This window comes from Paractinoplanes tereljensis (assembly GCF_016862435.1).
Classification (GTDB): Bacteria; Actinomycetota; Actinomycetes; order Mycobacteriales; family Micromonosporaceae; genus Actinoplanes; species Actinoplanes tereljensis.
On sequence record NZ_BOMY01000003.1, the window covers coordinates 1 to 11,865 of the forward strand.

Sequence of the window (11,865 nt, forward strand, 5' to 3'; positions counted from 1 at the left end):
CGATCACCGGCCTCGGCATCCAGAAGGCCATCACCATCATGTACAACGCGATGCTGCTGAAGACCTCGTCGTCTTCGTACCTGAAGTACCGGACCTGGACGCTCACCGCGGCCAAGAGCCTGTACCCGGGCGACTGCACCGCGTTCAACACGGTCAAGGCGGCCTGGACCGCGGTCAGCGTGCCGGCTCAGACGGCCGACCCGACCTGCACCGGCAGCACCACCTCGCCGACGGTGTCCCCGACCACGTCGGCCCCGACGACCGGCCCGACGACGACTCCGCCGACGACCGGCCCGACCAGCGGCACCTGCACCTCGGCTCAGCTGCTCGGTAACAACGGCTTCGAGAGCGGCGCCACCACCTGGACCCAGTCCTCGGGCGTCATCTCCACCGCTTCGGGCACCAACACGCCGTACGCCGGCACGTACTTCGCCTGGCTCGACGGTTACGGCTCCACCCACACCGACACGCTCACGCAGTCGGTGACCATCCCGTCGACGTGTTCGACCGCGACGCTGAGCTTCTACCTGAAGATCACGTCGTCGGAGACCAGCACCTCGACGGCGTACGACAAGCTGACGGTCAAGGCGGGTTCGACCACCCTGGCCACCTACTCCAACCTCAACAAGGCCACCTGGGCGCTGAAGTCGTTCGACGTCTCGTCGCTCAAGGGCCAGACCGTGACGATCTCGTTCAGCGGCGTCGAGGACTCCTCCCTCGCCACCTCGTTCCAGGTCGACAACACCGCCCTCAACGTGAGCTGAGGCTTCTAACACCCCCCAAAGGTGGGAGGGTCGGCGCCGGTGGTCGGCGTCGGCCCTCCCTCTTTCTATCTACGGGATGATCGCCTCGATCGCCCGCAGCGTCGCGCCCGCCTGTACCGGGCTGCCGCCCGCACTGGTCAGGAACTTCCGGCCCTCGGCCAGCTCGAAGTGCATCGGGTCGGAGCCGCCACGCCAGGCCATCCCCGGCTCGAAGCCGTGCGCCACCATGGTCTTGATGAACAGCAGGCCGTACCCGTGCTGCCCGCTGAACTCACCGGCCTTCGCCTCCTTCTCGCCACCGGCCGGGTCCGGGGTGAAGAAACCGCCGCGGTTCTCCGGCATCAGCCCGAAGAGCTGGTCCAGGGCCGGGTCGTTCACCTCCAGCTTGGAGCGGAAGACGAAGCCGCCGGTGTTGTTGATCAGCCCGTCCTTGAGGCCCTTCAGCGTCAGCAGCTGGAGCTTCTCCTCAATCAGCGTGTCGATCTTCTTCTTGCCCAGCACCGCCGTCTTCTCGTCCCGGAACTTCCGGCGCAGCGCCGCGTCCTCCGCGGTGGCGACGGCGTCGGCCTCGTTCTGATCGAACGTGGCCGCGGCCGGCACGATCCGCTTGGCCAGGTCGGTGAAGCGCGGGCCGAGCTTGTCGGCGGCCGCCTTGAGCGCGGTGATCGTCTCGGCTTTGCCTTTGCCCGCGACCGCCGCTTTCACCTCGAACTTCGCCTTCGGCAGGATCCCGGTCAGCGCCTCCTCCAGCGGTTCCACCCCGCGCAGCACCCCGCCGACCGCCTCCTCGATCTTGGCGAGGTCCGGATCGGTCAGGCCGGCCGCCTTCGCCGCGTCGATCCGGGCCTGCAGCGCCACCGCGTCCTGGTGCAGCTGCCGCAGCTTGCCGACGTCCGGGCCGGCCTTGCGCGCCGCGTCCGATTCGGCCTTCCGCAACGCCGCGACCTTGGCGGCCCGCTCATCGAGGCCGAAGTCGCTGGTCAGCATCTCGACGTCGACGTTCGCGTCCTTGAAGTGCTGGTCCAGTACGGCGATCTTCTCGTCGATCTGCTTGGTCCACGGCTCGAACAGCTTCGGCAGATCCGGGCCGATCTTCGCGCGTACCTCCTCGAAGTGTTTCGCGGCCGCCGTGGCCGCGTTCGTCGCGGTCTCGATCTCCGCCGCGGTGGCCTTCGGCCTCGTCCGTTTCTGCAGCCTGTCCAGCTTGCGCTGGGCGGTCACCGCCGCGAAGCGGGCCTGCTCCACCTCCCGCAGCCGGTCCATGGTGGCCGCCGGCAGCGCGGTCTTGAACTTGTCCGACGCTTCCTCGAGCCGCTTGTACTCCGACTCCACCGAATCGAGCAGCTTCTTCGACTCGGCCGCGTCCGCGGTGCCCGCCCCCATTTTGATCTCCAGGTCGATCCGCTTCTCCCCCTCGACGCTGGTCTTCATGTCCGGCCGCCCACCGGTCACCATCTCGAACAGGGTGATCAGCTTCGGGTCCTTGATCTTCGGCGTCGCGTTGGCCCGCCAGTCCACCGCGAACCCGGCCGCATGGGTGAACCAGCCGCGACTCAGGCCGGCCCGGGACAGATGGTCGCCGCGCATGCCCAGGCCCACGGTGGTCTGCGGCATCGGCACGCCCTGCGCCTCCAGCTCGGCCTTGACCTCCAGCAGCCGCTCCCGGGTCGAGACGTGCGCCCACAGCTGCTCGCCCTGGCCCACGTCCATCGGCTGAATCTCCTGGAAATGCTTCTGGATCACGGCGTCGTCGTTGCCCATCGCCCACCGCATGGTCTGCATGAAGGTGACCCGGTTGCGCGCCCGCGCGTCCAGCAACCCCGGGTTGCCCTTGTCGGCCGCCACCACCTGCGCGTCGTTGAAGTTGTCGATCTGCTGCTTGATATGCCCCGGAAGGCTCTCGATCCAGTCGATCGGCGGCGGCGGTGGCACCGCCTTCCCCGCCACCGGCGTCGTGGTCCCGCCCGCCGGCCCCGCCGCCGGCACCTTCTGCGGTACGCCCGGACCAGCCGTCGTGGGACCTGGGCCCGCCGATCCTGGGCCGGGCGGGGCGGGGCCGAATTGCTGCGGTGCCACGGGGCCGGCTGACGGCGTACCCTCATCGGCGCCCAGCCATTGCGCCACCGCGCGGTTGCCGGCCAGACCGCCGAGGGCCGCGACGTCGTCGCGGCCGTTCGGGGCCGTAGTCAGCCGGGCCGCGGCCTCCTGGTTGCTCTCGATCCGCGGCCGGGCCGGCGTCGGCGCGGCCGGCTGTTCCGCCGCGGTCTCCTCCGCCGCGCGGAGCCGTTCCACCATGCCGCGAACGCTATGCCTCGGCGACCGTCGATGGTGTCGCCTAGCCGTCGATCACCGGGCGAGCGAAGTGTCGCACCCCGGGAGCACAATTCAGTCGTGGCGAGTCAGGCGCTGGTCGGCAAGGTGGGCACGGTGATAACCGCGATCCGCGGCGGCGAGCGCGCGGGCGAGGTGCGCGTGCTGGTGGACGGCTTGGCGCACTACTACCTGGCATACGCCGCGGCGGCCATCGCCGCGGGCGCCGAGGTCCTCGTCATTCACAACCGTGGCGCACGCCAGGTCGACGTCGAGCCATGGCCCGTCGTAGAAGGGTCGTAAGAAAGTGTTCGGTTATCGGGTGCCCGCCCCCAACGAGGCGTTGCTGATCAGCGGTCGCAAGCAGCGCGGCGCGGAGGCGTTGCCGTTCAAGATCGTCACAGGGCACGGTGTGTTCGTCGCGCCCATCTTCTCCCGTGCCACCCGGCTCACCCTGTCCATGCAAGAGGCCGAGGTCATGGAGGACTGCTACACCCAGCAGGGCATCACCCTGTCGGTGCACGCGGTCATCGCGTTCAAGGTCGGCGACGACCACGAGTCGATCGCCTCGGCGGCCCGCCGCTTCCAGGGCGACCAGCGCCAGATGCCCACCCTGGTCGGCCGCATCTTCTCCGGCCACCTGCGCAGCATCATCGGCAGCATGACGGTCGAGGCGATCATCCGCGAACAGCAGACCCTGGCCGACGCGATCGTCGACGCCAGCAAGACCGAGATGGCCCGGATCGGCCTGGCCGTCGACTCGCTGCAGATCAGCAGCATCGACGACAAGGGCGTCGGCTACATCCGGGCGCTGGCCGCGCCGCACCAGGCCCGAGTCAACCAGGAGGCCAAGGTCGCCCAGGCGGCGGCCGACCGGGCCAGCGCGATGGCCCAGCAGGAGAGCGTCCGCCACCAGGCTGAGTACGCGCGGCAGACGGCGATCGCCCAGGCGCAATACCAGGCCGAGATCGACCAGGCCCAGCAGACCGCGGCCCAGGCCGGCCCGCTGGCCGCGGCCCGCGCCGCGCAGGACGTGCTGGCCGAGCGAGCGATCGTCGCCCAGCGCAACGCCGAGCTGCGCCAGGCCGAGCTGATCGCCGAGGTGATCCGCCCGGCCGAGGCCGAGGCCGAGCGCATCCGAGCCCTGGCCCGAGCCGATGCCGACGCCACCAAGCTGTCCGCCGAGGCGGCCGCGGCCCAGGGCCGGATAGCCCTGGACCAGGCGATCATCGACAAACTGCCGGAGATGCTGCGAGCCGCCGCCGAGGGCCTGAAGGGCGCGAACGTCACGGTCCTGGACGGCGCCGAGGGCCTGAACAGCGTGGTCGCCTCCCTGGCCGCCCAGGGCATGACCATGCTGGAAACCCTGCGCACCGGCATGCGAGTGGAGGCTCCGCCCGCGAAGCCCAGCATGGCGGTGGCCCCACCCCCGGCCGCCTGACCCCAGGCTCAGCCGGCCCGTGCCCCGCGGGTCGGCTGAGTTGCGGGCTGGAACAGCCTGGTTATATTGGGTCGCTGGTTCCCGAGCAGGAAGAAATTTCGCTTTGCTGCCATTTGTCCGGAAAGTTGTCCTGGGCGGCGTCGCCGTCGGCCTGAGCGTCGCCTCCGTCGCCGGATGCTCCGGCAAGCCGGAAGCCGAGCCGATCTGGGCCGGGTCCACGCAGGGGCTGGAGACACCCACCACGGCCGCCCCGACGACGGCAGCGTCGGCGCCCGCGAAGCCCTCGCCGTCCGCGACCAAGGCGAAGATCACCTACACGTTCCCGGTGGTCGGCAAGAGCAGCTACGCCCACACGCACCACGACTACCCAGCGTCCGACGTGATCACCGCGTGCGGCAACCGGTTCGTGGCGGTGACCAGCGGCGTGGTGCTGGCGGTCTCGGCCAAGGACACCTGGACCGCGAAGAAGAACCTCGGCGCCACCCGGGGCGGCCTGTCGGTGTCGATCCTCGGCGACGACGGCGTCCGCTACTACGGCTCGCACCTGTCCGTGGTGGCCGACGGCATTGAGCCGGGCGCCCTGGTCAAGACCGGCGACACGCTCGGCAAGACCGGCGACACCGGCGACGCGAGCGCCTGCCACCTGCACTTCGGCATCTCCCCGCCGTGCGCGAAGCAGGGCGACTGGTGGAACCAGCGGGGCACGCTCTACCCGTGGCCATATCTGGACTCCTGGCGCAAGGACGGCCAGAAGTCCCCGGTTTCCGCGGTCAAGGCCTGGCAGAAGAAGAATGGCTGCCCGACCGAGCCGACCGCCGACGCCTGACGATCAGAACTTGGACGTCAGGTTGGTGTAGACGTCGTTGAGGTGGGAGCCGAACGCGCTGACACCCACGATGATCACGATGGCGATGAACGTGACGAGCAGGCCGTACTCGACGGCGGTGGCGCCCTCGTCGTTCTGCAGGCAGGCCCGAACGTACGCGGTGATGGTGTGAAGTTTCGGCATGGTGGACTCCCCCAAGTCAGCGGTCACCGCGAGCCGGTGCCGTCTGGCCAAGGAGATCGGCCGGGGCCGGGCCGCTGTTTAGCGGTGTGAGGTGCGGCCCCGGCGGTGATCGGGGTGCAGCCGGGTTGGCGCGCCGGGGAGCCGGTTGCGGGTCGGTGAGCGCTGGGTGCGGGTCGGTTGACCGGCTTACTCGATCATGGGGTCGCCCCGATCGGAATGGCGAAGTCACCGATCGCAGAGGGAGTCACCACTTGAAGCGCTTCGTCGTCATCGCCGCCCTGGCCGCCCTGCCCGTCCTCGCTGCCGCGCCGGCCTTCGCCGACACCGCCACGCACGCGCCGGCGAAGAAGGTATCGGCCGCGGCGTCGACGACCGTCGAGAGCGAGGTCGTCCGGCTCACCAACGCGCAGCGCACCGCGCACGGCTGCCCGGCCCTGAAGATCGACGACCGGCTGGTCCAGGCGGCCCGCGCGCACTCCACCGACATGGTGAGCGAGCGGTTCTTCAGCCACACCGGCTCGAACGGCAGCTCGTTCGTGGCCCGCGAGACGGCGGCCGGTTACCCGAAGCGGGACGCCGCGGCCGAGAACATCGCGTGGGGTTACCGCACGCCCAAGGACGTCGTCACCGGCTGGATGAACAGCCCGGGCCACCGCGCCAACATCCTGAACTGCCGCAGCATCGCGGTCGGCGTCGGCGTCGCGTACACCAGCGGCGGCGCCCCGTATTGGACCCAGGACTTCGGCCGCAGCTGAAAATTCAAGACATAGGTGAAGACGGCCGGTGCTGGCGGGCACCGGCCGTCTTCCGTTACGCAGGCCGGAACGAATCCCGGGCCGCGGGGGCTGCGTGTTTGATCATCAGGTGGCGGGTCACCGAGTACTCCCCGACCGCCTCCTGGCTCATGTCTTTACCGAAACCGGACCCTTTAACCCCGCCGTGCGGCGCTTCCGACGCGATCGGCAGGTGATCGTTGATCCAGGTGACCCCGACGTCAAGCCGGTGCGCCACCCGCAGGGCCCGCGCCACGTCCCGGGTCCAGATCGACGACGCGAGACCGTACCGGGTGTCGTTGGCCAGCCGCACCGCCTCGTCCTCGGACGAGAACGGCACCACGACGATCACCGGCCCGAACAGCTCGTCCTGCACGATCTCGCTGTCCTGCGCGGCGTCCAGCACCAGCGTCGGCGGGTAGAAGAAGCCCTCCCCGGCCGGAACGGCCCCACCCACCGCGACCCGGGCCCCGGCGGCGACCGCCCGCGATACGAATCCGTCGACCCGGTCCCGGTGGACCGCGGAGATCAGCGGACCGATGTCGGTGGACGCGGCCCACGGATCGCCGGGCCGGATCTGCCGCAGCGCGGCCTCCAGTGCCGCGACCGCTTCCTTGTAGATCGACTTCTCGACGTAGACGCGGGTGGCGGCGGTGCAGTCCTGCCCGGTGTTGTAGGTGGCCCCGAGCGCCACCCCGCCCGCCATCTCGGCCAGGTCGGCGTCGGCGAAAACGACCGCCGGGGCTTTCCCGCCGAGCTCCAGGTGCACCCGCTTCAACCCGTCGACCGCGCCGCGCATCACCTCGCGCCCGGTCTGGGTGGACCCGGTGACGCTGACCATGTCGACACCCGGATCCCGTACCAGAGCGGACCCGATCGAAGCGCCTCCGGTGACCGCGCCGACCAGCCCGGCCGGCGCCCCGGCCTCTTCGAAAAGGCGCGCCAGCGCCAGCGTGGAACGCGGCGTCTGCGGCGCCGGCTTGATCACCACGGCGTTGCCCGCCGCGACCGCCGGACCGATCTTCCAGACCGCCATGACCAGCGGAAAGTTCCACGGCGCGATGGACCCGACGACCCCGATCGGCCGTCGCACGAGAAGAGACGTGTACCCGGACGAGAGCACCCCGGCGCCGGAACCGTCGAGCGAGCGGGCCGCCCCGGCGAAGAACCGCAGGTTGTCGACCGCGAACGTCAACTCACCGTCCCGCATCACCGGCAACGGCTTCCCGGTCTCCTCCACCTCGCGTCGGGTGATCTCCTCGGCGTCCCGTTCCACCAGGTCAGCGACGCGCAACAGCACCCGCGCCCGCTCCCCCGGCGTCGCTTCGCGCCACTGCTCAAAGGCACCGCGAGCCCGGGCGACGGCCTTCGCTACGTCCGCGAGATCACTGTCCGGCACATCTTCCAGCCGTACGCCGGAAGCCGGGTTCACCAGCGCGGTCATTTGCGGCCCAGCCCGATGTTCTCGATGGCGTCCGCCGCGACGCGCACCCCGTCGGCCGCCCGGATCGCCTCGCCGTCCGCCGCGAGCCTGGCCCGCAGGTCATCGTCGCCGAGCAGCCGGTCGATGGCCGAGTGCAGCTCCTCGTCGGTGAAGCCGTAGGTCGCGAGCCGCACCCCGTAGCCGGTCTCGTCGACCCGCTGGGCGTTGTCGTACTGATCCCAGAACAGCGGCAGCAGGATCATCGGTTTGCCGAAGTGCATGGCCTCGGTGGTGGTGTTGTTGCCGCCGTGCGTGATGACCAGGTCGACCAGCGGAATGATCGACGTCTGCGGCAGGAACTCGGCCCCGATCATGTTGTCGGCCAGCTCGATCTCGGCGTGCAGTGGGCCCTTGGAGACGATGTAGCGGTGCTCGGTCTTGGCCAGCGCCGCGATGATCCGCCGCATGAGTTCGACGTCGGCCGACCCGAGCGACCCGAGCGAGAAGTAGATCAGCTTGTGCCCGTCGGCGAAGCCGTCCGGCAACGAATACACCGCGTCCGTCTCCCGCACCGAGGACTCCAGGCGCTTCCAGTTCAGCCCGAGGCGCCGCGACTTGGTGTAGTCGAGCACCTCCGGGAACACGTACAGGTTGAGGTCGCCCTCGTGGATGAACTCGAGGTCGGGCAGCGCGGGGGCGCCCTGCTCGACCACCCAGTCGTTGAACTGCTCCCACATCGGCCGGTGCGTCCGGTCGTACTCGGCGAGGAAGTCGGCCCACCCGCTGTGGTCGTCGGCCGGGTACCCGGAGAACACCGGCGCGATGTTCGGGCCCTTCACCTCGAGCGGGTTGCACGACACGACCCGCACGAACGGCACGCCGGCCGTGTTCAGCGCCGGGAACGCGATCACGTTGTCCTCGACGATCACGTCCGGTTTGACCCGCGCGATGATCTCCAGGAGCTGCGGCTGGCAATAACGGGCACCGACCACCAGCTCCTCCCAGATCGGCTTGACCATGGTCTCGAGCTGGTCGACCGTCGGCTTGCGGAACTCGGGCGCCGAGTCCCGGATGAAATCCTTCCAGAACTGGCCGGCGTCCTGCGGCTCATCCGGCTCCGGAGCCAGGTTGACCAGGTCTTCCTCGAAGCCGAGCGCGGTCAGCTTGCCCGCCCAGGACGCCTCGGCCGCGAACACCACCCGGTGCCCGCGGCGGCGGAGCACATCGCCGATGCCGATGCAGTTGTTAGTCGGCCCGTAGGCACTCTCGGGCATGAACAGGACCGTCAACGACATCGAACACTCCCGGGTCGGCTTGTTGAAGGTGAATTCAACAAGCGCCCTTGCGCACAGTCAATACGCAGAGCCTATGGTTATGCCGCGTTAACTGACGGGGGCTGGAGATGGCAACGCGCAAGACACGTACCGAACGCCGTGCCGACCTGATCGAGGCGGCCCAGCGGGCGATGCTGCAGCACGGTCCGGACGGGGTGCTTCTCAACCAGGTCGCCGAGCAGGCCGGGCTCACCTCGGGCGCGGTGCTCTACCACTACCCCGACCTCAGCGACCTGCTGCTGGAGGCCAACCAGGCCGGGATGGAACGCTTCTACTCGGCCCGGATGCGGCGCCTGGCCGGCCTGACCGACCCGGTCGAGAAGCTGGTCATGACGATCCGCTCGGGCCTGCCGGTCGATGCCGACGACGCGGACGTGCGCCTGCTGTGCGAGCTGGGCGGCCTGGCCGGGCGCAACCGGGTCTACGCCGCCCTGCTCACGTCGCTCTTCGACCGTCAGGTCTCGATGTACCAGACCATCCTGGAAACGGGCTCGGCGCAGGGCGCCTTCGCACTGACGGCCGATTCGCTCACCCTGGGCCGCAACCTGGTCGCCTTGGAGGACGCGTACGGGTATCGCATAGTTGCCCGCCATCCGACACTGCGCACCGACGAGGCGGCCGAGCTGATCCTCTCCTACGCCCGCCAGGTGACCGGAAGCTCACTGCGAGTAACCGCGTGACGATCGCCCCGGGCGCGTCGGCCGACCTGGTCGAGGCGATCGTTAACGGTCGCGCGCCGACCGGCTTCGATCTGCGGATCTACCTTCCGCTGGGCCCGGTCGCCGGCGACGAGCGCCCGATCACCGTCGACCAGACCAACGTCTCGGTGGTGGTCGGCGAGGCGGTGGTGGTCAAGTGGATGCGCGAACCGGAGCCGGCCGCCCGCGCCCCACGCCTGCTGGCGCACCTGGCCGCGGCCGGCTTCACCCGGATGCCCCCGCCGCACGCCGCCCTGTTCCGCGACGACGCGCTGGTCGCCCTGGTCACCGGCTTCCTGGCGGAGGCCGAGGACGGCTGGGACTGGTGCACCGACGCCCTGCTGTCCTGGCTGGACGGGGGCCCACCGGCCGACTTCGCCGCCGATCTGGGCATCCTGGCCGCCGACCTGCACGCCGCGCTGGCCACCTCGTCGGCACCGCTCAACGGCGTACACCCGAAGTCGCCCGGCGTGAGCGCTCTCGCCGAAGCCCTCGCCCTCGCGGGTGAGGACGCCGAAGGCGTCTGGCTGCGATCCGTCGCACCACGCCTGACAGCCGACATGTCCGCCCTATCCGGGTATGTCTCCCCGGCACCGCCGATCGAACTGCACGGGGACCTGCACGTCGGGCAGGTTCTGCGGTGGCGCGGCGGCTACGCGGTCACCGATTTCGACGGAAATCCGACGGTCGAGCCGCGCCCCGAACCAGTCGTCCGCGATCTGGCCCAGCTGCGCACCAGCATGCTGCACGTCGCCGAGATCGCGAACCGCCGCACCGAGGGCCGGCACCGCGACGAACTGCTCGGGTGGGGTCGCCAGGCCGCGGATGACCTGCTCACCGCCTACCGGGCCGGCCTCGCCGGGCACGGGGTGGCCCACCTGCTCGACGAGACGCTGCTGCGCCCGCTCGAGATCGAGCAGGAGTGCCGCGAGCTGATCTACGCGGCCCGCTTCCTGCCCCGCTGGCGATACGCGCCGCTGGGTGTCCTCCGATCCTGGTATGGGTGATCACATTGGATCCGGCACTGTTCAAGGCCGACCTGGAGGCCAAGCCGGCCGCCCTGCGCACGCTGGCCGACCGCCTCGCCACCGACGACCCGTGGGCCTTCCTCGGCCCGACCCGGCGGGTGATCTTCCTGGGGATGGGCAGCTCACGCTATGCGGCCCAGGTGGCCGCCCGGCGCCTGCGGGCGGCCGGCATCGACGCCGCCGCCGAGTACGCGTCGGCCGAGGGCGGCTTCCGCTACGCCGGCGACGACACGCTGGTGCTGGCGATCTCGGCGACCGGTACCAGCCGGGAGACCCTGGACGCGGTGGCCGACCTGCCCGGCTTCGTCGCCCTGACGAACGACCCGTCGGCGGTTCTGGCCAAGCAGGCGACCGCCGTAGTGGACATGGCGGCCGGGGTGGAGACCGGCGGCGTGGCCTGCCGCTCGTTCCAGCACACCCAGGCCCTGCTGGACGCCCTGGTCCAGCGCCTGACCGGCGGTCCGTCCACCGAGGCCCTGGTCCGGCGGGCAGCCGACGCCACCGAGGACCTGCTCGACCGTCGCGACACCTGGCTGCCCCGCTGCGACGAGGCCCTGCGCGACGGTGACGGTATTTACCCGACGGCCCCGGTCGAGCGAATCTCCACGGCGCTGCAGTCGGCGCTCATGTTTCGCGAGGGTCCGCGGGTCGCAGCCGACGGTTGCGAGACCGGCGACTGGGCCCACGTAGACGTATATCTGACAAAGACGCAACGCTATCGAGCACTGCTGTTCCCCGGTTCCCGCTATGACGATCAGGCCCTGGAATGGCTCCACCAGCGCGGTTCCACGATCGTGTCGGTCGGCGGCGAGGTGCCGGGTGCGGCATGCGCGGTCCGCTTCCGGCACGACGACGATTCCCGGGTACGCCTGCTGACCGAAACCCTGGTCGCCGAGATGGTCGCCGCCGAGTGGTGGATCACTTCCTCGGTGATCAACTGAAACACACTCGTTCCATAGTCGTTCGTGAATATACGTTTTGACATTAGCTAATGATCGTCTTCAACCCCGAGACTCCTGGACAACAGCCGCACTTCGCGACTACCCGGAGGACCCCCCGTTGAAGACACTCCTTCGTTCGGCCCT

At 69.9% G+C, this 11,865-nt stretch carries 12 protein-coding genes; 8 read left to right on the plus strand and 4 right to left on the minus strand.

Annotated elements, in window-relative coordinates; all coding sequences use genetic code 11:
• Nucleotides 1-764: M4 family metallopeptidase (locus Ate02nite_RS04235; RefSeq protein ID WP_203798966.1), on the plus strand; the 764-nt coding region annotated here is incomplete at its 5' end.
• A gap of 69 nt (nt 765-833) precedes the next feature.
• On the opposite strand, the gene Ate02nite_RS04240 is transcribed toward Ate02nite_RS04235, so the two are convergent.
• Nucleotides 834-3,059 carry a hypothetical protein gene (locus tag Ate02nite_RS04240; RefSeq protein ID WP_203798969.1) on the minus strand — a complete coding sequence of 742 codons (2,226 nt, stop codon included), beginning with the start codon at nt 3,057-3,059 and terminating at the stop codon, nt 834-836.
• Between the two features lie 96 nt (nt 3,060-3,155).
• On the opposite strand from Ate02nite_RS04240, the gene Ate02nite_RS04245 reads away from it, so the two are divergent.
• The 3 genes from Ate02nite_RS04245 to Ate02nite_RS04255 all read left to right on the plus strand — a co-directional run bounded on the left by Ate02nite_RS04245 (nt 3,156) and on the right by Ate02nite_RS04255 (nt 5,341).
• Nucleotides 3,156-3,377, plus strand: coding sequence for an NfeD C-terminal domain-containing protein (locus tag Ate02nite_RS04245; protein ID WP_203798971.1), 222 nt, complete (start codon nt 3,156-3,158; stop codon nt 3,375-3,377).
• A gap of 19 nt (nt 3,378-3,396) precedes the next feature.
• Complete coding sequence (locus Ate02nite_RS04250) at nt 3,397-4,515, plus strand: flotillin family protein (RefSeq protein ID WP_239147110.1); 1,119 nt, start codon at nt 3,397-3,399, stop codon at nt 4,513-4,515.
• 103 nt (nt 4,516-4,618) lie between these two features.
• Complete coding sequence (locus Ate02nite_RS04255) at nt 4,619-5,341, plus strand: M23 family metallopeptidase (RefSeq protein ID WP_239147111.1); 723 nt, start codon at nt 4,619-4,621, stop codon at nt 5,339-5,341.
• Between the two features lie 3 nt (nt 5,342-5,344).
• Here Ate02nite_RS04255 and Ate02nite_RS04260 read toward each other — a convergent pair whose 3' ends face one another.
• Nucleotides 5,345-5,524, minus strand: a complete 180-nt coding sequence (locus Ate02nite_RS04260; RefSeq protein ID WP_203798975.1) for a Flp family type IVb pilin — start codon at nt 5,522-5,524, stop codon at nt 5,345-5,347.
• A 251-nt stretch (nt 5,525-5,775) separates the two neighbouring features.
• Here Ate02nite_RS04260 and Ate02nite_RS04265 point away from each other — a divergent pair, with 251 nt between their 5' ends.
• Nucleotides 5,776-6,279 carry a CAP domain-containing protein gene (locus Ate02nite_RS04265; protein WP_203798977.1) on the plus strand — a complete coding sequence of 168 codons (504 nt, stop codon included), beginning with the start codon at nt 5,776-5,778 and terminating at the stop codon, nt 6,277-6,279.
• Between the two features lie 55 nt (nt 6,280-6,334).
• Here the strand turns inward: Ate02nite_RS04265 and Ate02nite_RS04270 are convergent, their stop codons facing one another.
• Nucleotides 6,335-7,741 (minus strand): aminobutyraldehyde dehydrogenase, encoded by a 1,407-nt coding sequence (locus Ate02nite_RS04270; protein ID WP_203798979.1) that lies wholly within the window; start codon nt 7,739-7,741, stop codon nt 6,335-6,337.
• A complete protein-coding gene (locus Ate02nite_RS04275) occupies nt 7,738-9,015 on the minus strand; it encodes a glycosyltransferase (protein WP_203798981.1) in 1,278 nt (425 codons plus the stop codon). The genes Ate02nite_RS04270 and Ate02nite_RS04275 overlap by 4 nt, the downstream gene beginning before the upstream one ends.
• Before the next feature lie 107 nt (nt 9,016-9,122).
• On the opposite strand from Ate02nite_RS04275, the gene Ate02nite_RS04280 reads away from it, so the two are divergent.
• The 3 genes from Ate02nite_RS04280 to Ate02nite_RS04290 are packed head-to-tail and all read left to right on the plus strand — an operon-like array spanning nt 9,123 to nt 11,721.
• Nucleotides 9,123-9,734 (plus strand): TetR/AcrR family transcriptional regulator, encoded by a 612-nt coding sequence (locus tag Ate02nite_RS04280; RefSeq protein ID WP_203798983.1) that lies wholly within the window; start codon nt 9,123-9,125, stop codon nt 9,732-9,734.
• Nucleotides 9,731-10,759, plus strand: a complete 1,029-nt coding sequence (locus Ate02nite_RS04285; protein ID WP_203798991.1) for a hypothetical protein — start codon at nt 9,731-9,733, stop codon at nt 10,757-10,759. Before Ate02nite_RS04280 ends, Ate02nite_RS04285 begins: the two co-directional genes overlap by 4 nt.
• A complete protein-coding gene (locus Ate02nite_RS04290; protein ID WP_203798993.1) occupies nt 10,756-11,721 on the plus strand; it encodes an SIS domain-containing protein in 966 nt (321 codons plus the stop codon). The genes Ate02nite_RS04285 and Ate02nite_RS04290 overlap by 4 nt, the downstream gene beginning before the upstream one ends.
• Nucleotides 11,722-11,865 lie beyond the last annotated feature (144 nt).

Excerpts from the sequence above, each read along its gene's own strand:
- Ate02nite_RS04240 (WP_203798969.1), bottom strand. The coding sequence starts at position 3,059 with ATGGTGGAACGGCTCCGCGCGGCGGAGGAGACCGCGGCGGAACAGCCG.
- Ate02nite_RS04260 (WP_203798975.1), bottom strand. The coding sequence starts at position 5,524 with ATGCCGAAACTTCACACCATCACCGCGTACGTTCGGGCCTGCCTGCAG.
- Ate02nite_RS04270 (WP_203798979.1), bottom strand. The coding sequence starts at position 7,741 with ATGACCGCGCTGGTGAACCCGGCTTCCGGCGTACGGCTGGAAGATGTG.
- Ate02nite_RS04275 (WP_203798981.1), bottom strand. The coding sequence starts at position 9,015 with ATGTCGTTGACGGTCCTGTTCATGCCCGAGAGTGCCTACGGGCCGACT.
- Ate02nite_RS04280 (WP_203798983.1), top strand. The coding sequence starts at position 9,123 with ATGGCAACGCGCAAGACACGTACCGAACGCCGTGCCGACCTGATCGAG.